The sequence below is a fragment of the Vibrio sp. 1978 genome (assembly GCF_033344345.1).
Genome location: NZ_JAWPOP010000001.1, coordinates 423,982 through 450,002 on the forward strand (window position 1 = coordinate 423,982; position 26,021 = coordinate 450,002).

General features: G+C 43.4%; 20 protein-coding genes and 2 tRNA genes. 12 read left to right on the top strand and 10 right to left on the bottom strand.

Features of this window, described 5'->3' with window-relative positions; all coding sequences use genetic code 11:
• Positions 1 to 47 precede the first annotated feature (47 nt).
• The 5 genes from tssI to R8N49_RS01875 all read left to right on the top strand — a co-directional run bounded on the left by tssI (position 48) and on the right by R8N49_RS01875 (position 7,583).
• Positions 48 to 1,883 carry a type VI secretion system tip protein TssI/VgrG gene (tssI, locus tag R8N49_RS01855; protein WP_186585264.1) on the top strand — a complete coding sequence of 612 codons (1,836 nt, stop codon included), beginning with the start codon at positions 48 to 50 and terminating at the stop codon, positions 1,881 to 1,883.
• Between the two features lie 11 nt (positions 1,884 to 1,894).
• A complete protein-coding gene (locus R8N49_RS01860; protein ID WP_005375969.1) occupies positions 1,895 to 2,185 on the top strand; it encodes a PAAR domain-containing protein in 291 nt (96 codons plus the stop codon).
• Positions 2,186 to 3,025, top strand: a complete 840-nt coding sequence (locus R8N49_RS01865; protein ID WP_054578967.1) for a hypothetical protein — start codon at positions 2,186 to 2,188, stop codon at positions 3,023 to 3,025.
• Positions 3,026 to 3,383: 358 nt separating this feature from the next.
• On the top strand, positions 3,384 to 4,517 hold the full coding sequence (locus R8N49_RS01870) for an exonuclease SbcCD subunit D (RefSeq protein WP_186585265.1): 1,134 nt from the start codon (positions 3,384 to 3,386) through the stop codon (positions 4,515 to 4,517).
• Positions 4,518 to 4,526: 9 nt separating this feature from the next.
• Positions 4,527 to 7,583, top strand: a complete 3,057-nt coding sequence (locus R8N49_RS01875) for an AAA family ATPase (RefSeq protein WP_115386666.1) — start codon at positions 4,527 to 4,529, stop codon at positions 7,581 to 7,583.
• Positions 7,584 to 7,642: 59 nt separating this feature from the next.
• Here the strand turns inward: R8N49_RS01875 and R8N49_RS01880 are convergent, their stop codons facing one another.
• A complete protein-coding gene (locus R8N49_RS01880) occupies positions 7,643 to 8,023 on the bottom strand; it encodes a cystatin domain-containing protein (protein WP_005387498.1) in 381 nt (126 codons plus the stop codon).
• A 307-nt stretch (positions 8,024 to 8,330) separates the two neighbouring features.
• On the opposite strand from R8N49_RS01880, the gene R8N49_RS01885 reads away from it, so the two are divergent.
• Positions 8,331 to 8,864, top strand: a complete 534-nt coding sequence (locus R8N49_RS01885; RefSeq protein WP_025767720.1) for a lipocalin family protein — start codon at positions 8,331 to 8,333, stop codon at positions 8,862 to 8,864.
• A 207-nt stretch (positions 8,865 to 9,071) separates the two neighbouring features.
• Here the strand turns inward: R8N49_RS01885 and R8N49_RS01890 are convergent, their stop codons facing one another.
• From R8N49_RS01890 to R8N49_RS01910, 5 genes are all read right to left on the bottom strand, one after another.
• Positions 9,072 to 10,067 carry a succinylglutamate desuccinylase/aspartoacylase family protein gene (locus R8N49_RS01890; RefSeq protein WP_318189856.1) on the bottom strand — a complete coding sequence of 332 codons (996 nt, stop codon included), beginning with the start codon at positions 10,065 to 10,067 and terminating at the stop codon, positions 9,072 to 9,074.
• Positions 10,068 to 10,177: 110 nt separating this feature from the next.
• Positions 10,178 to 11,710 carry a putative basic amino acid antiporter YfcC gene (yfcC, locus tag R8N49_RS01895; protein WP_258489457.1) on the bottom strand — a complete coding sequence of 511 codons (1,533 nt, stop codon included), beginning with the start codon at positions 11,708 to 11,710 and terminating at the stop codon, positions 10,178 to 10,180.
• 212 nt (positions 11,711 to 11,922) lie between these two features.
• The gene (locus R8N49_RS01900) at positions 11,923 to 12,243 is read right to left on the bottom strand and encodes a c-type cytochrome (RefSeq protein WP_186585269.1); all 321 of its coding nucleotides are present in this window, start codon (positions 12,241 to 12,243) and stop codon (positions 11,923 to 11,925) included.
• Between the two features lie 78 nt (positions 12,244 to 12,321).
• Positions 12,322 to 13,326, bottom strand: a complete 1,005-nt coding sequence (gene ltaE / locus R8N49_RS01905) for a low-specificity L-threonine aldolase (protein WP_186585270.1) — start codon at positions 13,324 to 13,326, stop codon at positions 12,322 to 12,324.
• A gap of 22 nt (positions 13,327 to 13,348) precedes the next feature.
• The gene (locus tag R8N49_RS01910) at positions 13,349 to 13,864 is read right to left on the bottom strand and encodes an NUDIX hydrolase (RefSeq protein WP_186585271.1); all 516 of its coding nucleotides are present in this window, start codon (positions 13,862 to 13,864) and stop codon (positions 13,349 to 13,351) included.
• 269 nt (positions 13,865 to 14,133) lie between these two features.
• Here R8N49_RS01910 and R8N49_RS01915 point away from each other — a divergent pair, with 269 nt between their 5' ends.
• The 6 genes from R8N49_RS01915 (at position 14,134) to dld (ending at position 20,880) form a co-directional block, all read left to right on the top strand.
• Positions 14,134 to 15,795 (top strand): ATPase RavA domain-containing protein, encoded by a 1,662-nt coding sequence (locus R8N49_RS01915; RefSeq protein WP_132936426.1) that lies wholly within the window; start codon positions 14,134 to 14,136, stop codon positions 15,793 to 15,795.
• A gap of 9 nt (positions 15,796 to 15,804) precedes the next feature.
• On the top strand, positions 15,805 to 17,259 hold the full coding sequence (gene viaA, locus R8N49_RS01920; protein ID WP_005375981.1) for an ATPase RavA stimulator ViaA: 1,455 nt from the start codon (positions 15,805 to 15,807) through the stop codon (positions 17,257 to 17,259).
• A gap of 203 nt (positions 17,260 to 17,462) precedes the next feature.
• A tRNA-Cys gene (locus tag R8N49_RS01925) sits at positions 17,463 to 17,536 on the top strand.
• Between the two features lie 37 nt (positions 17,537 to 17,573).
• Positions 17,574 to 17,649, top strand: a tRNA-Gly gene (locus tag R8N49_RS01930).
• 239 nt (positions 17,650 to 17,888) lie between these two features.
• Positions 17,889 to 18,791 (top strand): LysR family transcriptional regulator, encoded by a 903-nt coding sequence (locus R8N49_RS01935; protein ID WP_017633645.1) that lies wholly within the window; start codon positions 17,889 to 17,891, stop codon positions 18,789 to 18,791.
• A 382-nt stretch (positions 18,792 to 19,173) separates the two neighbouring features.
• Positions 19,174 to 20,880 (top strand): D-lactate dehydrogenase, encoded by a 1,707-nt coding sequence (gene dld / locus R8N49_RS01940; RefSeq protein ID WP_053349928.1) that lies wholly within the window; start codon positions 19,174 to 19,176, stop codon positions 20,878 to 20,880.
• A 140-nt stretch (positions 20,881 to 21,020) separates the two neighbouring features.
• Here dld and R8N49_RS01945 read toward each other — a convergent pair whose 3' ends face one another.
• From R8N49_RS01945 to R8N49_RS01960, 4 genes are all read right to left on the bottom strand, one after another.
• Complete coding sequence (locus R8N49_RS01945; protein WP_005375985.1) at positions 21,021 to 21,329, bottom strand: AzlD family protein; 309 nt, start codon at positions 21,327 to 21,329, stop codon at positions 21,021 to 21,023.
• The gene (locus tag R8N49_RS01950) at positions 21,326 to 22,057 is read right to left on the bottom strand and encodes an AzlC family ABC transporter permease (RefSeq protein WP_005375986.1); all 732 of its coding nucleotides are present in this window, start codon (positions 22,055 to 22,057) and stop codon (positions 21,326 to 21,328) included. Before R8N49_RS01950 ends, R8N49_RS01945 begins: the two co-directional genes overlap by 4 nt.
• 311 nt (positions 22,058 to 22,368) lie before the next feature.
• The gene (gene alr / locus R8N49_RS01955; protein ID WP_132936428.1) at positions 22,369 to 23,598 is read right to left on the bottom strand and encodes an alanine racemase; all 1,230 of its coding nucleotides are present in this window, start codon (positions 23,596 to 23,598) and stop codon (positions 22,369 to 22,371) included.
• A gap of 201 nt (positions 23,599 to 23,799) precedes the next feature.
• Complete coding sequence (locus R8N49_RS01960; protein WP_104976063.1) at positions 23,800 to 25,431, bottom strand: methyl-accepting chemotaxis protein; 1,632 nt, start codon at positions 25,429 to 25,431, stop codon at positions 23,800 to 23,802.
• Between the last annotated feature and the right edge of the window lie 590 nt (positions 25,432 to 26,021).

The following is a 26,021-nucleotide window of genomic DNA, read 5'->3' on the forward strand; positions in this document are numbered from 1 at the left end:
TTCATGCGGGGGAGTATTCCTCCGCATTTTTTTGAAAGAAGTATTTAATGAAAAGAGCAACTCAAGATAACAATTTCATCCGAATTTCTTCCCCATTCGGTAAAGATGCCATCATACTAAACTCGTTTGAGTATAAAGAAGAGATCTCAGAACTTTTTTCATTGCGTGCTAAAGCTTACTTTAATGATCAACGAAGTGAGTTAAACGAAATTATTGGTAAGGAAGTTACCATTACCCTTGAAAATAATGAGGATGTTTCTTCAAATCCTCGTTATATGCATGGTTACGTTTCTGCTGCAAGATTAGAAGGGAAAAGGGTTTCTAATACACATAAAGGCGAAAATTATAAAAACATAGAATTATTAATAGAGCCTAAATTACGTTTCGCTGAATATCGAAAAAATTGCAGAATATTTCAGCATAAAGATATAAAGGAAATTATCTCTGAAGTACTATCGGAGCATAGTGTTGCCTTTAGTTTTGAGCTAACCAAGTCCTATCCTAAATACACGTACAAAGTACAATATGAAGAATCAGATCTTGAATTTGTTCGACGTCTGTTATCGGAAGAGGGGCTATCATTTTTTTTTACACATACTAAGTCTGCCCATACGCTCAATATTTTTGATGACATCAGTTTTTATAAGCCGGGTACTGAGTTTTTAGTCGATTTTGATACAGGTACGGCGAAATCTAGCCACATTTCTTCTTGGCATGAAACGCAAATTCTGACTACTAAAGCGAGTCAAAAGTCAGGCTATAACATGCTCAAGCCTTCTTCGAATCCTAAAAATACTGCAAAGGGTGAAAGTGATTTTTTTACAGTGCCTGAAAGCGAGTATTTTGAATACATGGGTGAAATGGAGAGCAATGATCAATACGCACTGAGAAACACGCATGCAATAGAAGCACTACAGCAAAATGCATATTTGTGTCGTGGCGAGGCTACGTGCAGAACATTCAGCGTAGGCAAGTGCTTCAAGTTTAAAAAACATGAAGATAAATCTCGAGTTGGCAAAGAATATGTACTGTCTTCTGTTTTTTTGTCTGCTGCTGTTTATAACCAGACTGGTCAAGGTGGCACCGGTGCGCAAGGTGTCAAAGTCTCGTTTAGTTGTGTTGACTCAAAGACAATCCTTCGTCCTTCAGTTAACTATCCGAAACCTCAGATGAAAGGTTTGCAAACTGCAATAGTTACGGGGAACAAAGATGGTGAAATTTACATAGACAAACATGGCCGTATCAAAGTTCAGTTTCACTGGGACCGTGTTGGTAAATACGATGTAAATAGTTCATGTTGGATTCGTGTTGCGCAAAATATCGCAGGTAACGGATGGGGGTCGGTGTTTCACCCTAGAGTCGGACAAGAGGTCATCGTCGAGTTTGTCAACGGAGACCCTGATCAACCAATCGTTACGGGGTCACTATATAACGGTAGTCAACTCCCTCCTTACGCTTTACCAGAGCAAAGTTCTCAGAGTGGTTATAAATCACGCTCTGTACAAAAAGGTACATCCAATTTTAATGAGTTGCGCTTCGATGATAAGCCTGGTGAAGAGCACATTTATCTTCATGCTGAAAAACTGTTCCAAATGCTAGTTGAAGACTGTGTTGATATCGCCGTTGAAAACAGTAAAACCGAAAAAGTGACCAATGATGTTAATCAAGAGGTTGGTCAGAACGCGAGCTTGAAAGTAGGTAAAAACTTTTCGAATGAAACGGGTGAAGTACTGTCTTTTAATGCAGGAAAGAGCGTCGAGATCAAAGTAGGTGGTGCTTCTATTCAGATGTCTAGCTCTGGAGAAATCAATATCAAAGGTAATAAAATATCCATTAACGGCTCAGCTATTGCTCTTAAAGCTGGGCAAATTTCATTGAACTAAGGTGATTTAAAGTGGGTAAACCAGCCGCAATTTTGGGCAGCTTTCATCTTTGCCCTAAAAAAACAGGAAAGATACCGCATGTCGGTGGTCCCGTCGTTGTTGGTTCACCAAACGTAACGATTGGCGGGATACCTGCGGCAAGACAAGGCGACAAGCTTATTTGTATCGGTCCTCCGGATAGTATCTCAGCAGGTTCTTCTAGCGTAACAATCAACGGTAAACCAGCCGCAAGAGTCGGCGATTCAACGTCTCATGGTGGCAAAATTCTATCTGGTATGCCTACGGTTTTAATCGGAGGCTAGATGCCACTCGCATTTCAAACGCATCTTCTATCCTTTAATGGCCGTTCACACACCGTTCGCGAGATAGCTGATGATTCTTTTAGATTGTCCGAGGAAATCCGACCCCCTGACTTTGCTCAATCAATAGATGAGCATATATTAAGCCTCGTGCGCTCTGAGCGCGAGAGTCTTGAGCAAGTTGATATCAAAGGGAATCTCTGTGTTCTTTTACCATCTTCGGTAGACAAAAGCTTGCTTAAAGCATTGATAAGCGAGCTTTCTATTTTCGTTGGCCAAACTGTCAATACTGAAATTTACTTTTATCCTTATGGCCAAGCTGCATTTTTGATGGCACTAAATCGGATAAATCGTGAAGTTAATGAAACGCAAGCGACTTGGATACTGGCTATAGAGGTTACGAGCGATGTAGAAGGGCATGTCAAACCTCAAAGCTCTATCATTTTAACCAAGTGTTTTTTTCGACATTCAGGTCTTGTGCCTGATGTTGTTCGAATTGATTTAGATGCCAAACAACAACGCATCGCCGTGGACAAGGTGTTTAAGCAATTAGGAGTAAGTTGTGAACATCCACTCAGTCAATTGTATTTATCCGTTAATGAGGAAGAGCCGCAATGGTTAAACTCAATGCAATTCTTGTCTCCGTGGGTGACCGATCAAACTCAGTATCAATTTGTTGATATAAAACTTGGCGGATTGGGTGCATGTGGCGGAGTTTTAAAAGCGTTAGTGATTGATGAGCTTCAAAGAAGCAGCCCCTGCCCAGACTTTCACGTTTTGCAAGCCGACATCGAGCCAGATGGCTATGCGGTAGGAGTAATATACAATTGGCGTAGCGAATAGGTCTGGCTATTGCTTTTCCTTCTAGTAGCTGAGGTTTTAGTGATGCAAATGTTATGGGGGATTGACTCGAAACTGGCCCTTTAATGATGTTTGGAGAATGACTAGGCGCAGCTTGCTTTTCAAAATAGCTTTGCTCACCGCGTTTTTACAGTGTTCTTCTCGCTTTCTGATTAAATAGCCAGCCATAGAACACAAACCACATGAAAAGCTGTTCGACTCAAGATATCCTTACCGATATAAAATAACTTGAGTTTTGGCTTGTTCGAGATCCCACCCGTGACGCATTCCTTTTTATAAACGGTACATGGACTCTGACAGAAGCAAGCCTACTCATAGAATTGGCGGAAAGTGAATTCGAATGAAGTTTATCCACACCTCAGATTGGCATCTTGGTCGACAATTCCACAACGTATCACTACTCGAAGATCAACAAGCAGTACTCGAACAACTGATTAACTATATTGAACGCAACCCCGTCGATGCAGTTGTAGTGGCGGGAGATATCTATGACCGTTCGGTGCCACCAACGGTTGCAATAGAACTGTTAGATCGAGTCGTGAAACGCATTTGTACCGAGTTAGAAACACCAATGATATTTATATCTGGCAACCATGATGGTGCAGAAAGGCTAGGTTTCGGCTCAGAGCAAATGAAAAATGCAGGTCTCCATATTGTTAGCAACTTTGAAGATATGCTCACTCCCATCATCATAAAAACGGACTCTGCGGACGAGGTCGCGTTTTATGGTATGCCTTATAACGACCCTGAACAGGTCAGGTTTGCCTACAAAGCCTCGGTATCCACTCATGATGAGGCTCATCAATTGCTTGTTGAGCAAATTAAAGAGCGCTTTATCTCTAAGCAAAAGCGCGTGCTCGTGAGTCACTGTTTTGTTGATGGGGCTATCGAGTCAGACTCTGAACGACCATTATCTATTGGTGGTTCTGATCGCGTGAGTCATGAACACTTCTTAGATTTTGACTACGTCGCACTTGGTCATTTGCATCAGCCTCAAAAGAAAGGCGCAGAGCATATCCGTTACTCTGGCTCTCTCATGAAGTATAGCTTTGGTGAACAGAACCAGAGAAAAGGTTTCACGTTAGTTGAACTGGACAAGAAAGGATTCGTTTCTGCAAAGCATATTGATCTTACGGCTCCTCATGAAATGCGTATTGTAGAGGGCGAGCTGGATAAAGTTATTGAGCAAGGGAAAACAGACCCCAAGAATGAAGATTATTTGTTAGTTCGTTTGATGGATAAACATGCGATTTTAAACCCAATGGAAAAACTTCGTTCAGTGTATCCAAACGTTTTACACCTTGAGAAACCTGGCATGTTAATTGGGGTAGAGCAGGAAATGGCGCAAGCAAAGTTGGCGCGAAGCGAAATTGATATGTTCGGAGATTTTTTTATTGAGGCGCAAGATAGCCAGTTGTCTAAAGAGCAAAAGCAAGCTGTTACTGACATTATTAAGCAATTATCACAGCAATAGGGACCAAAGATGAAACCAATTAAACTAACCATGCAAGCCTTTGGTCCGTTTGCAAAAACTGAAATCATTCATTTTGAGAAGCTTGGCAGTAACCCTCTATTTTTGATTAATGGTCCTACAGGTTCCGGTAAAACGTCGATCTTAGATGCCATTTGCTTCGCCCTTTATGGTGAAACCACAGGTAATGAGCGACAAGGTATTCAGATGCGGTGTGACTTATCCGCGCAAGACTTACCAACCGAAGTAGTTCTCGAATTTTCGTTACACGGCAAACAATACCGAGTTGTTCGATCCCCTGAGCAGGAAGCGCCCAAGGCCCGTGGTGAAGGGATGACGATTAAAAAGCACACTGCGGCTCTTTATGAACTCGGTGAGACTGAAACGCTTATCACCAGCAAGACGACTCAGGTTAAAACTGAAGTTAGCAATATTATTGGCTTGAATGAAACTCAATTTCGTCAAGTTATGGTGTTGCCTCAAGGAAAATTCCGAGAACTGTTGCTTGCTAGCTCTAAAGAGCGTGAAGAAATTTTTGGCCAGCTCTTTCAAACTGACATATATAAAAAAATTGAGTACGCGCTCAAAGATAAAGCGAGTGCAATTAGTAAAGCGAAAGGCGAATTTGATAATCAAATTCGAGGTGCTTTACAAGTTGCAGAAGCGAGTTCTGAACAAGAACTATTACAACAACTGGAACAAGTAACTAAGCAATTAGAGTCTGATAAAAAGAATGAGCAAGCAGCGTTAGATAAGCTCAATACTGCTAAATCTGAATTGCAAAAAGCGGAAACCTTGAATGGAGAGTTTTCGAAACGAGAGCAAGCAGAAAGCGCACTCAAGCTGCATCTAGAACACGCAGATTCGATAAAAGCTCGTCAACAGCAATTAGAAAACGCTAAAAATGCCAATAAGATAGAGTTGCCCTACATCTCATTACAAAATGCAAAAGCTCAAACGCAAGAGCTTAGGCAAAAAATCGTAGCTTTGGAAGAGAGTCTCGAAAAAGCTAATGTCGTTGCGAGAGAACAAGAAAACTTGCAGCAAAGTGCAAAAGAGGCAGCGGCAAAGGTCCCGCAGTTAACGCAACTGCAGTATCAGCTTGAAAGTATGAAAAACAAGTTGGTCGAGAAAGACAATTTGGAAAGTAAAATAACGGCGGGTTATCAACAAAAACAACAATTTGAAGCAACGTTAAAACAGTACATAGAACTAAAAGATAAGTTAACGTTACAGGCCCAGCAGGGACAGAAGGAGCTAGAGAAAGCACGAGTTGATGTTGCGCTTATTGGCAGCATCGATGCGGAAATAAAACAAAAACAACGGCTGTTACAGGATCTACAAAAGCTGCATGATCTTACTTTAGAGCTCTCTAAACTCAATGCGCTAACTGTAGGCAAGCAGCAGTCACTACACGAAGCCAGTCAGCGCTATATGCAGCGTCAACAAGCCGCTGATACGATAGAGCTTAAGTGGCACAACGCTCAAGCGGCAGTATTAGCGCAGCGACTAAAAGCAGGTGAAGCATGCCCGGTGTGTGGTAGCGAAACGCATCCTAACCCCGCAACGTTTGTTGAAGAAGCCGTTACAAAAGAGCAAGTTCAGGCGGCTAGAGCTAAAGAGCGAGAAGCTCAAACCTTGTTGAACCAACTAAGCAATCAGCTAGAACAACATAACGTTGTCATTAGTCAGTATCAGAATCAGTGTAACCAGTTGAAAGAGGAGTTGGGTGAGTATGCTACATCTGAGATCTCGACGGTTCAAAATGATTTGCAAGCGATCAATGCTCAACTCCTACGTCTACAAGCTATTGATATTGAAAAGCTAGAAAAGAACGTTGAACAGCTTAATCAACGCTGCGTCGTGGGTGAAAATAAAATTCATGAGCTGCAGAATAAAATGGCGGCAAATGAATCAACCGTTAAAGCGAACCAAGAACAATTGGCTCAATTACAAGCTTCTATTGACCCAAAATACAGTTCCGCTGACTTGCTTGAACGTGAAATTTTGCTGACAAAAGAGCAAATTCTGAGTTTGAACACAGGCTTAGAAAAGGCGCAAACCGCTTTGCAGCAAGCGATATTGGAGAAATCAAATGCGGAAAGTCACTTAGCGACGAACAAGCAGTGGTTATCTGAGTCAGAGCAAAAACTTAGCCAAGCAGAATTAGCGTGGAATGAGGCACTACAGGCGAGTAAATTTGAGGATGAAAGCCATTATCTAAGTAGTCGAGTGGGAGATGATGAACTTCAAGCCTGGCAGCAAGAAATAGACAGCTTCAAACAGGCACAAACCAAGCTTGAGCAAACACTACATGATTTAAATCATGCATTGAAAGATCTTGAAAGGCCTAATTTAGAGTCGTTTAACGATAGGTTAACCACTCTGCAGGCGCAATATATTGAAGTAAGGAATCAACTTGATACCACACGCTCAATATTTGAACGTCTTGAAAAGGTTCGTAAAGATATTGCCGTGTTGCATGAGAAAAATAGTAAGTTAGAAGAAGAATACAAAGTCTTTGGTACGTTGTACGACGTTGCTAGCGGTAAAACAGGCAGCAGGGTTAGCCTACATCGCTTTGTTCTTGGTGTACTGTTGGATGATGTGCTGATTCAGGCCTCTCAACGCTTAAGCCTTATGAGTAAAGGGCGCTATATTCTTGCTCGAAAAACAGAGGGCTTCAAAGGCGCTGCGGGTCGCGGCTTAGATTTAATGGTTGAAGATGGCTACACAGGAAAAACGCGTGATGTTGCGACACTTTCCGGCGGTGAATCATTTATGGCAGCGCTTGCTCTGGCACTTGGTTTGTCGGATGTTGTGCAATCCTATAGTGGCGGTATCCGTTTAGACACTTTATTTATTGATGAGGGCTTCGGTAGTTTAGACCCAGAGTCTTTAGATCTTGCTATTCAAACGCTAGTGGACCTGCAACAGACTGGGCGCATGATCGGTGTTATTTCTCACGTTTCTGAGCTGAAAGAGCAAATGGCGCAGAGGATTGATGTTGAACCATCAAGACTTGGTTCAACGGTGTCGATTAAATCTCAATGTCGCTTCGCTGTCTAATTCAGTGATTACTGTTAGATCAAAAAGCCCCTATTGTTAGGGGCTTTCTGACTAAGTCGCTACTGTTCGCAAAAGTGGCCTTCTTTTGGCGATTGGGTAATCGCATATTCGCCATCGAGGTTGCGATAAACAATCGTGTTCCAAACAGAGCCATCATCCAATTCAAACTCAATAGCATAGTTGACGCCGCTAACGATTTGCGCGTGAACATTCAGTATTTGTTTAAACGACGCTATTGTGTCCATTTTCTTTAAAACAAAGGCCATTGCCTTTTGTGCATCAGGGGTCGCGTTAAACTCATTCCACCCACCTGGCATGTTTCCTTGTGCATTACATACATCTGCCGAGGTCGTTAATTGTGTCGTTTCGCTCGGCTTTTCCTGCTGACAACCTGCAAGTAACACCAAAAGTGCACAAACTGACACTGTTTTTAATTTCATAACAATAACCTCTGTCTATAACGCAACGTATTATAGGAGGGTGATATGCCTACGAATGTCTATGTTGTGCAAAGTTTCTATATGCATAGGGTTAAATGCTGACAAAATGTACAAGCATGGTCAGCTTGTAAGTCAAAAATAGAGCAATCTTGTTATCGATTTGCTGAGATGACGAGGTTTCGGTGTTCAGCGCGCTATTGATGATGAAGAATTGTGATGTGTACCTATGAGGGCGATGGTGCGGCTTAGTGATCGATTTGTTATCTTCTAGAGTAAAATCAATCACTAATTAAAATTTAGGTGTTGTATGAAATCGATAAAAATATTTTTACTTTTGTCACTTGCAACTTTATTTGGTTGTACCTCGAAGCCGGATGGGGTGGAACCCGTGAATAATTTCGATTTAGAGCCATATCTAGGTAAGTGGTATGAGATTGCACGCCTAGACCATTCATTTGAGCGAGGCTTATCCAACGTTACCGCTGAGTATCAGGTTCGTGAGGATGGCGGGGTCAAGGTGATAAACCGTGGATATTCCGAAGAAGAGCGACAGTGGTCAGAAGCTGAAGGCAAAGCTTATTTTGTTGAAGATGAAACGGTGGGACACTTAAAGGTTTCCTTTTTTGGGCCAATATACTCTTCTTACATTGTGTTTGAGCTAGGTGAAAACTATGACTATGCGTTTGTCTCAGGTTACAACCACGACTACTTGTGGCTATTGTCTAGAACTCCTAATGTTGATGAGAAAGTAGTGGAGCGCTTTAAGTACGTAGCTAAAGAGAAAGGTTTCGCTATCGACGAGCTCATTTTTGTTGAACAAGAGAAACAACGGCAGCTTTAAGTTCATCAGCGTGGCTGAAAAAGCGGACAGAGGGGAAGCTTCCTAATTAAGAGATCAGTTTGTCATTTCGCTTAACAGTAATTTGTTACGGCGTAACTTAATGTGGTCAAAATGGATATAGCCCCATCATTTGTGATTACTCGTGATGGGGCTTATATAAATTTGAGTGAGCGTCGAAAGGTTGCTCTATCAACAAACGGTTATGGTTTACTTAATCAAACGAACGATCAGGGAACCTGGTGCTCGAATAGATTCAACATTGTGGCTAAGTACTGTGCCGCTTGTTGGGGCGGTGTAGCGTTTAATCTCAGCGCCAAAGCTGTCGTATTGAATCGCAAGAAGTTGACCTTGCTCGACAAATTCCATCAAACTGACATGAGGCAGTACAAAGCCGCCGTGTGTCGCTTTCACACTGATGATTTCGTTTCCTTCCAAGCATGACGTAATAGGGTCCATATCACCTTCAACAATGTTATGCTTTTTCAGCACATTAAAAATGCCTGTTACAGTTCGACTGATAAGTTCTCGCTCGGTGTATCGCCCCATACCTACTTCAACAGTAATGCTTGGGACACCATGGTTATTCCAGACCGTTTCAAGGACGCCAGCATCTCCAGGATCATTTAAAATCGCATCAGGATTAATGAGGCGAGCCATTTCTAATGATTGCTCGATTCGGAAATCTGCAAACACGTAAAGTGGATAGGCAGCACCACTGGTTTGAGTGTGAACGTCAATGGCTAAATCAGCATTTGGCTTGAGCAAATCATTCCACAATGCATATAAGTAACGTTGGGCCTCATTGCCGTTTTGGTCACCAGGAAAAAAGCGGTTTAAGTTTGCAGGAGACGCATCAGGGTCTGCGGAATAGAAATCGCGGCTGTGGTTTAGCATACCAGGCATGTTAATGGTTGGAACAATAGTGACAGTACCAGCGACTTCAGTGCCGATGAGCTCTCGAGCAGTTTTCTGCGCTGCTAACACACCATTGTACTCATCACCATGAACCCCTGCGGTAATCATGATCTTCTTGCCAGGTTTTTCACCTTTGAACACTAGCACAGGTAGGTGTTGCCACTGAGAGAGAGCATTCGTTGCGATGCGAAACCAAAACTTATGCTCGCCCGAATTTAGGTCTGCTACATTGAGAGATTGAATCACTTGATGACCTTGAATCACGTCATCGAGAAATTGTGTTGCCATTAAAGTTACCACTCCAAAACCATAAGCTAATCTAAAACCTTAGCGTCGTCATACGATGAATATTAATAAGGCGAGAACATGTCTCGCCTTAATTACCAATTGGTTTCGTTTTACGCAAAACCCATAATATGAGCTGCGATAACGACGATACTTGATAGGGTAAAGAGTAATAGAATAAATCGCCAGCAGAATTTTGCCCAGTCACCCCAGTCGATACGGCAGACACCAAGCGTTGCCATGAGAGATGCCGAAGTAGGGACGATAACGTTAGTAAAGCCATCGCCTAGTTGGAATGACAAAACTGCCACTTGGCGCGTAACTCCTGCAATGTCTGCCAGAGGGGCCAGTAGAGGCATCGTTAGTGCCGCTTGTCCAGAGCCCGAAGTGACGAAGAAGTTGAAGATAGATTGGAATACATACATTAACCATGCCGCAGCCACGTCAGGAAGCCCACTGATCACGCCGCCAGCACTGTTTAGAATTGAATTCAGTACACTCGCTTCATCAGTTGTACCACCACCAAGGATCAACAATACACCTTTTGCACAACCCACTAATAGGGCAGGTGCAAGCATAATAGCTGCACCTTCTTTAAATGCATCAGCTGCGCAGTTTAGCGCCATACCGTTCAGGCGAAAAATCGTACCGATGATCGCGACAACAAAGCCCATAGTGAAAAATTGAGAAGCGATTTCTGGGATGTACCATGCGTTAGCGACTACGCCCCAAACGACCCACACCGTGGTCGCAATAACCGTAAGGATAACGAGTGTGTCACCTAGGTTCCAACGAGAATCTTGATTGCCAAGCTCTTGCTGACGGAAATACTGGTCTGTGCGATGGCTGTAAGAAAGTTTAGGATTTGACTTCACACGAGCGGCGTAGATCATTGTGAAAGCGATACCGATTAACGTAAAGCCAGCCCATAACCCCATGCGCACTGTCATGCCGGATAAAACAGGTACACCCGCAATGCCTTGCGCAATAGCGACGGAAAAAGGGTTCATCCAAGAAGTAGCGAAGCCAATTTGAGTCGCAACATAGGTAACCATCACCGTAGTGATACCATCATAACCAAGGCGAACCATAAGCGGCGCGATAATAATCGCAAATGCTACGGCTTCTTCACCCATACCAAATACCGCACCGCCTAGCGAAAACAGCAAAAATAGCACTGGAATGAATAGCGCTTCGTTACCTTTGGTCTTATCGATAAGGCGCAGGATACCGTTATCGATTGTGCCTGTGCGCATTACAACGCCGAAAGCACCGCCGATAACCAACATGAACATAATCACGCCGATTGCGCTGCCCCATTTAGAGCCAGAAACTAGCCCTTCGAAAGGGAAGTTCATCAAACCAATGCCACCACCAGAAGCAAACAGGCCAACCTTGTTGTAAACCAGTTCACCGTTTTCGTCGGTTGCATAAGAGAAAGAAGAAGGATCGATAACTGTGCGAGTTTTTTCTGCACCGTCGACCATGTAGGTCACCTGTTGGCTATCAAAATGACCAGCAGGAATTAAGTAGGTAAGAATCGCAGCAAGAATACCAACAATGAAGATCAAAATGAGGGTATCTGGCATCTGCCACGACTTAGGGGTAGCAACCGAGTCTGCTGGTTGCGCATGTGTGTGAGACATAACTTACTTCACGTCAAATTCAATAAAGCATGAAATATCGATAAAATAGAATAAAAAGTCAATATTAATGCTTATGTTGAACTATAAATTCATCAAATATTTGAAGTGAAGTTAATTTGATTGTTTTGTGGTCAAATGTTGGGTTAATGTTTCAATATGCGTTGAGTTTGGATGATTCACGAGCTTTCATAGTACATCTACAGGTGATCTAATCACTTGATTTCTGTCTGTTCTGCATAAAAAGCAGCGACATCACGAAGGTCTTCATCATTTAACATTTTTAACTGTGCTGCCATCATTTCTGCAAGTGGCCCTTTACGCTCACCGGCTTGATAAGATTTCATTGCATTGTAAAGGTACTGAGCATTTTGACCAGCAAGGCTTGGATAGGTGTTGTTCGTTGCGATGCCTTTAACACCGTGACAATAGACACAGCTAGGTGATTTGATTTTACCTTTATCAGCATCACCAAACGGCTCGGCATGGATAGCGGAAGAGAAAATAAAAGAGATTAGAAGTACAAATCTGAGCATGGAGGTTATCTATTCGCTAAAAATCATGCCGATACAATAAAGCTTCCCCTTAGGGGAAGCTCAATGATCAAAATCAAATCAAAGTAGAGATTTTATACTTGATAAGAAAGTGTCGATGTCTTTCGCTGAAATATCTTTATGAGTTACAAAACGAATTGGATTTCCAGGGGTTATCGTGATGTTTTGTTCCTTTAGTTTCGCAGCGATACTTACTATGTCCACTTGAGGATCAAGCTTCGCGAACACGATGTTTGTTTGAACAAATTCAGCGTTGACTGAAAAACCAGGCAGTTCTGCTAAACCTTCCGCTAAGGTTTTTGCGTTGATGTGATCTTGTTTTAGCTGTTCCACTTGTTCGGTAAGGGCAAGTTTGCCTGCTGCGGCAAGAATACCCGCTTGACGCATACCACCGCCGACCATCTTTCTTAAGCGACGTGCTTTTGCGATGTAGTCTTTGCTACCAAGCAGTAGCGAGCCAACAGGGGCAGCCAGACCTTTCGACAGACAGATCGTCATTGAATCAAAGTACTGACCGATCTCTTTTACCGGAACATCAAGTGCAACGGCTGCATTAAAAACGCGAGCGCCATCTAGATGCATCTGCAAGTTATGTTTATTCACGAAGTCACGTGCTTCTGCTAAGTAAGACAGAGGTAGTACTTTACCATTAATTGTGTTTTCTAAGCTGAGAAGCTTAGTGCGAGCAAAGTGACAATCATCTGGTTTAATCGCAGCAGCCAGTTTATCAAATGGTAGCGTGCCATCTGGGTTATTTTCGACTGGTTGAGGTTGAATTGATCCCAAAACCGCCGCGCCACCAGCTTCGTATTTGTAGTTATGTGCTTGTTGCCCACATAGATATTCATCTCCCCGCTCGCAATGCGCCATTAAACCGAGCAGATTGGCTTGAGTGCCTGAAGTGGTAAACAAAGCTGCTTCGAAACCAGCAAGCTGCGCAGCAAATTTTTCAAGCTCATTGACCGTAGGGTCATCACCATAAACATCATCCCCAACGGGGGCCTTAAACATGGCTTCTCGCATGGCTTGGGTGGGCTGTGTAACGGTATCTGATCGAAAATCCATGAATGTCTCCTTGGTCAAAGTCCTAAATATATCCGCAAAGGCGCGCTTTGCTTAAGCAAGCGATCGTTTTGGCATCGGTGATCGTGCCATCGACAATCTTTTCTTCGAGTTGCTTGATTGACAAGGTGACGACCTCAATCACTTCGTCTTCATCGCACTCGTAACGGTTTGTTTTGTTGAGCTTTTCGGCAACAAATAGATACTGTATCTCATCACAAAATCCGGCAAGAGGGGTGACTTGGCCGAGAGACGTGAATTTCTCTGCACTAAACCCAGTTTCTTCCTCTAACTCTCTTTTGGCGCAGCAGAGCGGCTCTTCGTTGCCTTCCCTGGTACCAGCAGGAAGTTCCAATAGCCATTTATTAAGTGAAGGCCGAAATTGGTGGACAAGGACAACCTCACCCTCCGCTGTAATAGGGAGAATCACTGCAGCGCCCGGATGATGGATTGTAGTGTGCGTAATTGCCTGTCCTGTAGGAAGCATAACGTCTTCTTCAATCAGAGAAATTTGCTTCCATTTATGAATTATCTTGCTCATGCAGTTATGAACCCTAGCTGTTACCGCATTTTTGACGTTTTTCGACATTAACCACAAATGGTGGGAAACAAAAGCAAAAAATACTGCAACACGACGAAAGCGTTTGCACTTTAAGTGAGCAATGTCTCATAAATGGAAACTTTGATTGCTTCGTCAAGAAGGGGAAAAGCATCTGCTATAAGGGGAATTCGACAAAATACATTTGTAACAAAGTTATAACAAGTGTATAAAAATGTTAACGCAATACCACTTCAGCAGCCGGAGAACGTATGACACAAACCTTATTTGCCTCAAATGCCGAAAAAGCGCTTCTCTCAGAACGCATCAATAAATTGGCGAAAGCGTTAACGGATGGCGTTTATGAGCGTGAACATACGATCAAGCTCTGCCTTCTTGCTGCACTTGCTGGTGAAAGTGTTTTTCTTTTAGGTCCGCCTGGTATTGCAAAAAGCTTAATTGCCAAACGACTCATCCAAGCGTTCGATAACAGCAGTTACTTCGAATACCTGATGACGCGCTTCTCAACCCCTGAAGAGGTGTTTGGGCCACTGAGTATCCAAGAGCTAAAAGACAACGGCCGTTATGTTCGCTTAACTAAAGGGTATTTGCCAACTGCACAAGTCGTATTTTTGGATGAAATCTGGAAGGCGGGCCCTGCAATTCTTAATACATTGCTCACAGTGGTTAATGAGAAAACATTCAAAAATGGTAGTGATATCGAGCGTGTGCCAATGCGCTTGTTGGTATCGGCTTCCAATGAATTACCCGATGAAGATAGTGGATTGGATGCGCTCTACGACCGCATGTTGGTACGTGTGTTTGTGAATCGAATTCAGAATAAACAAAACTTTAAGTCGATGTTGACTGTGGGCACATCGCAAGAGGCACAAGTACCAGAAGGCCTAGCGATAACTGATGAAGAATATCATCAATGGCAACAACAGCTCGACAAATTGACGCTAACCGACAATGCATTCGAAAAGCTTTTCCAGCTTAAAACGATGTTAGAAAGCAAAGTTGAAGCTCAGTTTGGTGATGTGGCCAATACCGACATGTATGTCTCTGACCGCCGCTGGAAGAAAGCCGTGAAGTTGTTAAAAGCGAGCGCGTTTTTTAATGGTCGCGATGGAATAAATCCGCTTGACCTTCTACTGTTGCAAGATTGTTTATGGAACAGTCCTGAATCGCGAGATGTGGTACGTGAAGTGGTTCAAGAGTTCGCCTTAAAACATGCATTTGATCAACAAGACGCGGAGCAGGAAATTGAGTACTGCCGTGAGTCTTTGGTTGATGTTCAACATGAACTTGAAGATGCCTACCGCATGACGTTAACGTCTGAAGCGGCAACGGGTATTTTGCGTAAAGAAACCATGCGCTTTGATACCTCTAAAGCCAAGATGTACAAAGTTGGCGCAGCCGTTAACTTAGTTAAATTGGTTGTCTTGCAAAGCAACATGTCGGTTTCAGAATCAGAAAAAGGTGATAGCCGCTGGGTTTATGTACCCAAAGATGAGTTAGATCGAGTCATTAAAGAGGGAAGCGGTGATGTGTATGGTTACGTCAATCAAAACACCAACATGTGCCGTTTACGATTTGACGTTGACGCGGCGAACAACCTAGTTATCCGTGATATCGCGAACCGAGGCATTCTGGTTAGTCTAGTGACTCAAGAGGGCTTGGATGTAGAGCTTTACCAAAAGTGGTTAACGCAGAGCGAAAAAGCCGTAAATCAGCTTAGTGAGGCAGAACACCATATGCGTAAGGTGAAAGCGAACTTTCATGATGCGCTTCCGCATAGCTTTGTTGATCCTGAACTACCCCGCCTAATGGAGTCGAGTCTGCAACAGGTCAGTCAGAGACTTGAATCAATCCAAGCAGAAAGTGAAAAAGTTATCCAACGCTTTAAAAACTTAAATCAGTTTTTCTCATAAGGAGACGACATGCTAGGTGCAGACGGACTTAACCTCGCGCTGATGGTGGCCGACTCCGGCATCATCGATAGCGCAGTTAATGATTTGATGGCTCGTTCACAAGTCATGATGATGGCAGAAAACCGAGGTGTTAAATCTTCGGTCAAAGGTCACTTGTTAAAGTGGCGAGGCAGCGTCAAAAAACGGATCACCAAGGTATGTGAGACAGAGCGTTTCCAACAAGAGCTGTCTTTATATCAAGAGGTTATTCATTGGGATGAAGAGGCGTTTTTTGAAAACATCGAAGATGTGATTAAAAAGCTGGAATGGCACTCTGCGTTTTACATGCAAGCTCGCCGAATGATGGAAAAGAACAAAGGGATGAATAACCCTATGTTCCCTCATTACTTTTGTGATCAATGGTACAAAAGCCTCACCGATGCTATAAAACAAGCGCAAGTAAGCGAGCTTGAAGCCAATAAAGAAAAGGTGCTGAATGACCTGTATCAACGTATGGAAACCATGCGTAATATGGATAAAGTCACGGAGTCGGGTGACGCTGAAAGTGTAGGGCGCCTGTGGGATATGGCATCTGCCAAGTTGAGTAAAACAGACTTAACGGTGATGAAACGCCATGCTGAGTTTCTGAAGAAGCACCAAGGCTTGCAAGAAATTGCGGAGCAACTCGGTCGTATGGCGGGGCAAGTAAATGATCCTGAACTAAATCGTGCGCCCACTGAAGAACTTCAATTGGTCGAAGAGAAAAGTGATGAGGCGACGGATGATATTGTCGGTATTCACGAAAGCGATGATCTAAATAAGCTACTTCCCAACGAAACGATGTTTTTGGCGTATCCTGAACTTGAAGTTGTGTTCTATAAACACTTAGTTGATAAACGGCTCATGAACTATCGTACACAAGGCAAATCGCGCACGTTACGTAAAGTTAAAGCTCACCGACCTGACCATAAAGCGGTAGATATCGAAAAAGGCCCCTTCATTGTTTGTGTGGACGCGTCCGGTTCCATGAGTGGCTTTCCTGAGCAATGCGCCAAAGCCATGGCTTATGCTCTGATGCAAATCGCACTAGCGGAGCAACGTGATTGCTATGTCATTATTTTTTCTACGGAACACATTACCTACGAACTAACCAAACAAGATGGTCTGCGCGAGGCGGCGGACTTTCTAACTTATAGCTTCCATGGTGGTACAGACTTAGAGCCAACTTTGATTAAATCTATCGACTTGATGAGCGGTGATAAATATAAAAACGCAGACATGGTAGTCATTTCCGACTTTATCGCGCCAAAACAACAAGACGAGTTACTGGCCAAAGTGGATGCGCTCAAAGCGAAGAAAAACCGTTTTCACGCGATTAGCTTATCGAAATACGGAAATCCTGCATTAATGTCGATGTTTGATCACACTTGGTCTTATCACCCTAATGTTGTGGGAAGATTGCTAAAAAGGGTCAGCAACTATTAAACGCCTTAATGTTTCATGGGACAAAACGAACTGAAAGCGAGATTTATATTGCTTCGTTTTAAGCCAATAAGATCGAACTTTGGTCGAATTGACTTAAAAGAAATCAAACGAACAGAAAATGAAATGTTTTTGTTTGACTATCTTCTCTCAATCCGTAAAGTAGCCACCAACGCAACGGGGTAGAGCCCTGAAGCGTAATAAAAGGCGCCTTGGCAGAGTGGCTATGCAGCGGATTGCAAATCCGTGGACCTCGGTTCGACTCCGGGAGGCGCCTCCATTATTCTTTTGAGAGCGAATGGCTTTCGAGAATAAATGCGACACTAGCTCAGTTGGTAGAGCGCAACCTTGCCAAGGTTGAGGTCACGAGTTCGAACCTCGTGTGTCGCTCCAAATTATTCAGATATGGCCATGGCGGTATCTCGATGCCAAGTGCATCAACTTAAAACCAGCGAAAGCTGGTTTTTTTGTATCTGAAGACTGATAAATTCACACCATCTCTTTTTCATTACCTGTGAGCTTAGCAACCCCATCTCTGTCACGAGTTTCTGATATTAAGTGTGACCCGATGTTTCGCACCTCAGCCAATTTCAGTTTACAATACGGGCTTCCAAAGGATTTGACGAAGACGCATGAGAAATACCGACGATTACATCATTTTTTATCACTTGATCGAGCAAGGTTCATTCAGTGCTGCCGCGAGACATATGTCACTGACCAAATCGGTCGTCAGTAAACGGATTGCCAAGCTTGAACAAGAGCTTGGTGTACAGCTTCTCTACCGAACAACGCGAACGCTAACGTTGACTGAAGCAGGACGAGCGTTTTTTACTCATGCAAAAGCGGTTTATCAAGCGGTGGCAACGGCGGAAGAATCCATTGTGGGTTTAGGTAAAAACTTATCTGGAAACATTAAAATTTCGGTGCCTACTATCTCTGGTGAATTAATTCTTCCTCAAGTGATTAATGAATTTAATCAGAAATACCCAGACATCAATATCGATATGGATCTAGATAATCGTTTCGTCGATATCGTGAATGAACGTTTTGATTTGGCAATTAGAACGGGTGTGTTGCCAGATTCTAGTCTGATTGCAAGAAAGCTGGTGGATGCAAATTGGATCATTTGCGCGTCACCCCAATACCTAGCTAAACATGGCATACCTAAACAACCTCAAGCCTTGGCTAAACACAATTGTTTAGTCTATTCCTACCAAGAAACCGGAGCGCATGAGTGGGCGTTTAAAGATGGAGACGAGGTATATCAAATCACCGTCGACGGTAACCTCTGTACTAACAATTCTTCTGTATTGAGAAATGTGGCGCTGTTAGGGCAGGGAATCATCTATGTGCCGCGTGTATTGGTTTATGAAGACTTAAAGCAAGGCAGTCTGATTCAGTTATTTAAAGACGAAACCGCCAAATGTTTGGGTATTTATGCGGTGTACCCTTACACTCGTCAGCAACCAGAAAAAATTAAGATCTTTATCGATCATCTATACACAAGCTTTCAAAGTCAAAACCATCGATTTTAAGCCAATAACTCAACACCGATCGTTATGTTGGTGTTGAGCTTATGTTTCCATCTTCATTTCTAAGAGTCCTCTTAAATTTAGGAGCTTACGCTTCTCCTCGTTTTCTTCACTAATATTGATAACAAGATACCCCGCACAACTGTTAACAAATGGTTTTGCTATTGTTTCTTTTAAGAAACGGTCTGTTTCTTACGTTAAATTTCTCAAATGTGAAAGATAAGTAACAGAAAAATAAAGAATTATTTTGTTTGTTGTTTATTGATTACGTATTGTTCGTCCGCCTGACATAGACGCAGAGAAATGGACTGCTTATAGTGGCTCAAACGCCATGCCTGCCGCTAAGCGGTGTTGTGAGCGAAGTACAATAACTAGAGATACGGATATGAAACAAAAGCAGCTGATTGAAGAATTTAAAACCATCGTGGGGGAAGAAAATGTTCTAACCGACGAGGTTAAAACGAAATATTACCGCTCGGGGTTTCGTTCGGGTAGTGGTAATGCGCTTGCTATCGTGTTTCCTAACACTCTTCTAGAACAATGGAAGATTATTAAACAGTGTGTTGAAGCAAACTGCATCATTATCATGCAGGCGGCTAAAACAGGTTTAACAGAGGGCTCAGCTCCGAGTGGTAATGATTATGATCGCGATGTGGTTGTGATCAATATTACCAAAATCAAGAAGATTCACTTATTAGATGGTGGTAAGCAGGCGGTTTGCTTGCCTGGTGCGAGCTTACACTCTTTGGAGAAAGAGTTGAAGGCAGTGAACCGAGCACCGCATTCTATCATCGGCTCTTCATCGCTAGGTGCCACTGTGGTCGGTGGTATCGCCAATAACTCAGGCGGTGCGCTAGTTAAGCGTGGTCCTGCTTATACGGAACTGGCGCTCTACGCGCAGGTCGATAAGCAAGGCCAGTTACATTTGGTGAACCACCTTGGTATTGAAGGGTTAGGTGAAACGCCAGAAGAAATTCTAACAAACCTGCAAGAAGGGAACTTTGACCCAGCGAAGATCATTCATGATGAGCGAATGGCATCAGACAAAGAATACGATGAACGTGTTCGAGACGTGACTTCTGACATTCCTTCTCGCTTTAATGCCGATGAACGCCGATTATTTGAAGCCAGTGGCTGCGCTGGTAAGTTGGGGGTTTTTGCCGTTCGGGTTGACAGCTACCCAGTACCCGAAAAAGAGCAGGTTTTTTACCTTGGCACCAATGACCCTGCGAAACTAACGAAGTTGCGAAAAGACTTCTTATCTACGTTTGATAACTTGCCTGAGATGGGAGAATACTTGCATCGAGATATCTTCAACATGGCAGAGAAGTACGGCAAGGATGTGTTCTTATCCATCGACTTGTTAGGCACAGATAAGCTGCCAAAAATGTTCGCACTTAAAGCTAAGGTAGAAAACTTCTTAGAGCGCATCCCGTTTGTCAGTAAATATCTGCCAGACACCATTTTGTACTACGCGAGCAAGTTGTTCCCACAACATTTACCAGAGCGAATGCTGGATTTCCGTGACAAGTATGAGCATCACCTGGTATTGAAAATGAGTGATGGTGGTATTGCTGAAGCACAAAAATACCTCAAAGAAGTTTGGGCTGTTGAAGACGACTGTGATTTCTTCGAGTGTACGCCGGAAGAAGGTAAAAAAGCTTATTTACATCGCTTTGCAGCCGCTGGTGCAGCAATTCGGTACGAGACGATTCATCGAAAAGACGTAGAAGACATCGTTGCACTTGATATCGCATTGCGACGCAATGATGAAGAGTGGCTAGAAACTTTGCCTGAAGAGGTGAGTAAGCACCTTGTTCAAGCGCTCTATTATGGTCACTTTATGTGTTACGTCTTCCATCAAGATTACATTTTCAAAAAAGGGACTGACACGAAGTTGATGAAAAAGCTGATGCTAGAGCACCTCAATAGCCGTGGTGCCAAATACCCAGCAGAACATAATGTGGGTCACTTGTATGAAGCCGAAAACTCGTTGCAGAAGTTTTACCACGAATTAGACCCAACCAATACCTTTAACCCTGGTATTGGTAAAATGGACAAATATAAGCGCAATTGTAACTGCTGTGCGTAATGTGCTGTCTCACTATGATTAATAATCGTTGTTCATCGTTCAAATGATGAGCATAAGATAAGCCCTGATGACACTTGTGACATCAGGGCTTTGTGTTTTGGGTCTTTTATTGATGACTGGTATCGGCGTTGAAACAGCGACTAAAGAGCACGTACCGCGGCGGCGGCGATGATGCCTGCTGCAATTGCTGGTAGAGGCTTTTTCACGATGAACATGACAACAGCAGTAGAAAACAGTGCTGCTCTAGCACCATTATCACCCTCTACTGCTAGCGGAGCTAAAAGGGCAACCAGTACGGAGCCTGACATCGCAGTAATGAAACGTTGAACCCGTTCGCTAATTGGAATGAATGACATAACATACACTCCGCCCCAGCGGGTTATGAGCGTGACTAACGCCATAGCGATGATGATAAGCAGTGTGCCACCTATGGTTGTTTCGATGTTCATGCTTTCTTCTCCTTCCAACAAGCACCCAATACTCCGCCAGTAATGGCGCCAACCACTACGTGGCTATTCTCTGGCAAATACCAATACGCCAACATAGAAGAGGCTGCTGCTATGGCCCAAATCGCAAAGATTCTTAAGTCTTTCGGCCCGGCCACCACCATAGACAGCAGGAAGCATCCCATAACCATATCGAGCCCGAGGCCCACCGGATCTTTGATTGCGCTACCAAAATAAATGCCGATCCAGGTGCCCACAATCCAAAAAGACCACATCGCTAAGCCGCCACCAACAAGCAAGCCAAAGCCTGGTTCTTTTCTACCAAATGCATTGAGTGCCATTGCCCAGTTAGCGTCTGATGCTACCAGCATTACACCGTAACGTTTTGTTGGTGGGAGTTGTCGTAACCATGGATAAAGTGTGGCTCCCATCAAGAGGTGACGAGCATTAATCGCAAATACAGTAATAAGTACTGGAATGAAAGGGACTTCCGCTCCCCACATTTCTAACGTGGCAAATTGTGAAGCACCGGCGAAGACCAGTGTGCTCATCAACATAGTGGGAAATACATCTAGTCCAGTCTGTACCGCAGCAACACCGAAAGCGAGGCCAAATATGACCACGAACATAGAGAGGGGTAAAAGTTGGGTGAAGCCGTTCCAGACGTCAAGCCGATTAAATTCGTGCAACTCAGTGGAGGAGCGTTGAAGATGTTGAGTATTTTCTGTCATAGAGATACCTAGCTAGCAGGCAAAGGGGCAGTGCCATACGAGTGTGTTTGTTATTTTTTTGTAAACTTCATGTTTAACATCAATTAGAGGGGCTTTCAAACACTAAGTGCTATATAAAAATGAGCCATCCAAGCGGCTTTAAGAAACAGAGTGTAGAGAGTCGCACTTGGTAGTGCTAAAGGAGAGTAAAACAACAGAAATAGTAAGCTCTGTTTAATTGATAGAATCACGAGCTAGTACAAATTAGTAGATAAGAAAGAAAGCGAGCACCAGGCTCGCTTTTTCGCTCTGTTACGAATAACTGAATAGGTTTATTTTACGTAGACACGAGGGTTCGCGCTTCCCCAAACCGTGTAGAGTTCAGGGAAGATGACTTCTGCGTGTTTTTCCATCTCAGCAGCTGAAATCGTTTTGCCTTGTTGGGAGCCAAACAAAACAACTTCAGAACCAGGCTCAACATCTTTGATACCTGTAACATCTACCATTGTAGTGTTCATTGAAGCAACGCCCGCAACTTTTGCACGTTGGCCATTGATCAGAACTTCTGCCGCATTCCCCATTTTTCGTGGGTAACCATCAGAGTAACCAACAGGAATGTTCGCCATTAAGCTTTCTTTGCTTGTTGTGTAGCTACTGTCGTAACCGACTGTGCTATTTTTTGGCAGGTGGTGAACGGATGCCACGCGTGTTTTGAAAGACACGATAGAAGGGTACTCAGGGTTAGTCGGTAGGTCTCCGTATAAAACGCCACCAGGGCGAACCATATCAAGCTGCGCTTCAGGAACATTAAGCGCGGTGTAAGAGTTTGCTACGTGCAGTAAAATGTTGTCGCGTTTTAGATTCGCTTCTTTAATCAGCCATGCAGAACTGTCTTTGAATGAAGCTAACTTTTGGCGCACGTCGTCTGCATTGTAGTTAGGGAAATGAGTCATGATACCAACAATATTAACGCCAGCTTGTTGAGCGATTTCTAGCGCTTCTTTCTTGCCCGTTTCTGTCGTCATATCAACACCATTACGTCCCATACCACCGTCGTTCAGAGCTAGGTGAACTTTGATTTCTTTACCAGCTTTCTCGGCTAGTTTAGACAGTGCTTTAGCTTGCTCTGCTGTGCCTATCAACTCTTCGACATTTAGGTCGATTGCGGCTTCAATCTCGCCAATATCCGCTGAGCGTACACGCATGAGTTGGCCTTTAAAGCCACTGTCGCGAACAGTTTGTGCTTCGGCGTTACTTGCAACGGCAACGCAAGGAATTTGTTGTTCGATAATAGTCGGCATCAGGCCTGCGATACCATTACCGTATGCGTCGGCTTTCATCACGGCGCAGATTTTCGTTTTGCCATCCATGTGCGATTTAAACTGCTCAATATTATCGCGGAACTGACCTAAGTTTATTTCTAGCCAAGCGTTAGCACCTTGAACTTGCTCTGCTTTTGCTGCTGTATTGCTAATTTGAAGAGGAGCGGCAGTGGCTTGCATTACAGGAACCGCGACTGCAGCAGCGATAGTCAGTGATAGTAAGGTTTTATTTAAGCGCATAAAGTCTCCGTACGCGTTTTTTGTATTGGTTATGTTATTGAGCACTTGGGGAAAGTGCCTGACGAAGTAAAACGCTCCAAGTGGTGCTTTGGAGCGTTTATTAAGATAGTGATTTAATATATACCTAAATATACCTCAGTGATGACATTCAATTTAAGCAAATCGGGATTGATTTGGTATCTACTAAGGTATCCACTGAGTTTAACTCAGTTTAAAGCGGCTCATTACATCTTTAAGAGAAATGGATAGCTGGCTTAGTTCGCGGCACGCCTGTGCGGTTTGCTCCGAGCCTTGCGAGACCTCTTGAGATGCCAAATGTATGTTTTCAATGCTGCGGTTAAGCTCTTCCGCAACAGAGTCTTGCTGGTTACAAGCCGTGGCGATTTGGGTACCCATGTCTGAGATGTCCGAAATCGAATGCTCAATGTCGCTCATCAGCTGTTTTGATTGAATGCCTTGTTCTGCACATTCTGAAATACTGGTTCTAGAAAGTTCAGTGGCTGATTTTGCGTCTTTTGCAAGTGATTGTAGCTGCTCAATGATCGAAGTGATCTCACTCGTTGAATCTTGCGTACGGCCGGCAAGCGTTCGAACTTCGTCTGCAACGACGGCAAAACCACGACCAGACTCACCAGCACGCGCCGCTTCAATGGCTGCATTAAGTGCAAGTAGGTTGGTTTGATCGGCGATGTCGCGGATAACATCCACGATCACGTTAATTTTATTCGATTGCTGTTCAAGCTCTGCTACGGTATCGCCTGCAGCGCCAATTACGTTTGAAACTTCTTGAATCGCGTCAACCATATCTTGGGTTTCACGAACACCGTGTTGTGTGCGGCGGTTTGCTTCGTTAGCTTGGTTCGCTGAGTCTTCAGTGTTACGAGCAACATCGGCTACGGCCGCTTTCATTTCTGTCATTGCTGTTGCGATGTGCGTAATTTGCAGCTGTTGATCTTTCATACCAGACGCAGAAATATCGGAGATTTGGTTCATCTCTTCGACAGCGCTGCTTAACTGAGTAACTGCAGCAATCACGTTATCGATAACTTGGCGTAAGTCGTCTTGCATCTTAGTGGTCGCGTCTGCCAGTTCACCAAGCTCGTCATTGCCGATTGCTTTACGGTCAATGTCACTTGATAGATCACCTGTCGCGATGGCATTTGCTTGCTCAACAACAAGTTTAAGTGGGCCACAAATTAGGCGAGTCAGCACGTATGTCATGCCTACCATGATCAGTAGAATAATCACGTTACTTGCAATTGAAGAATTACTCAATCCATTTACAGAGGACAGGATATGAGTTTTGTTGCTATCCATAGCTTCTTTAAGGAGACGGATTAGTTCGCCTAACTCTGAGTCAACCGCTTCGAAAGCAGACAAAGAGTTCGCCAAAATAGGGTGGGCCTTGCTTTTGTCGTTAGCTAGCATCGCTTCATTGTACTGGTCCATAGTAACCAAGTACTTTTTCCACTGACGCATAAGACGCTGGTAAGTTTGCTGCTCTTCGCCAGGCCAGATAGTTTCACCGTAAGCGTTGAGCTCTCTAGTGATCTTTTCGCGCTCTCTAATATTGTTAGAAATTTTAGTTTTGACGTGGTCTGCGTCTTCATAAGTGTACGCAGCAAATTGAGCTCGGCGCCAGCGAGACAAATGATCTCGAATCGAATCGACCCTTTCCATTGCAGGAAGCGTATCGTCGGTATAGTTTAAAAGCTCAGATTTGATGCTTTTGAGCTCTGTAGATAAAAACACGCCAAATGCAATGTTGACGATGGCAATGAGTAAAAACGATAGCGATATCTTTTTCGCTATAGAAAGATTCTTGATAGACATTAGTGATATACCTTGTTTTTCTTATGTTGTGTCGCCAAAGTAAACCACATCCTTATATGTGATATATGTCCATTAAATTACTGCAACTCGTGTAACGTACCATTATTTATTGATATTTTCGATAATGAATTGAGCTTTGTTTGAAAATAAAAAAAGTCAATGATTTTATAAAGGTACGACCACATTCGATATAAAGTTATCGGTAACAAAATATGATGTTCTGTACGCAATCGTGCCAAGAGTAGGGAATTAAATTGTTACAGATGTTACAACGATGAAAAGATCAGCGTTCATAACGTGATAGTCGCGTGTTTACCTCGAAGCAGTTACGGACACTAATATGCGTATGGCTTTATAGCTAATGAAAGGGAACGGGTGCTTATTGGTCTAATTGAATGCCAAATATACTAGGCAGATCGCTTTTTAAGCACTTAAATCAAAAAGATAAAATTTATTGTTGACCAGATAAATTAATCCGTTAAAGTACGCCTCGTTCTCACGGCAAAGGCCGCTGAGACAGATGGTGTCTAACCCATCGCATGATTGCGTTGCCCTGGTGGTGGAATTGGTAGACACAAGGGATTTAAAAT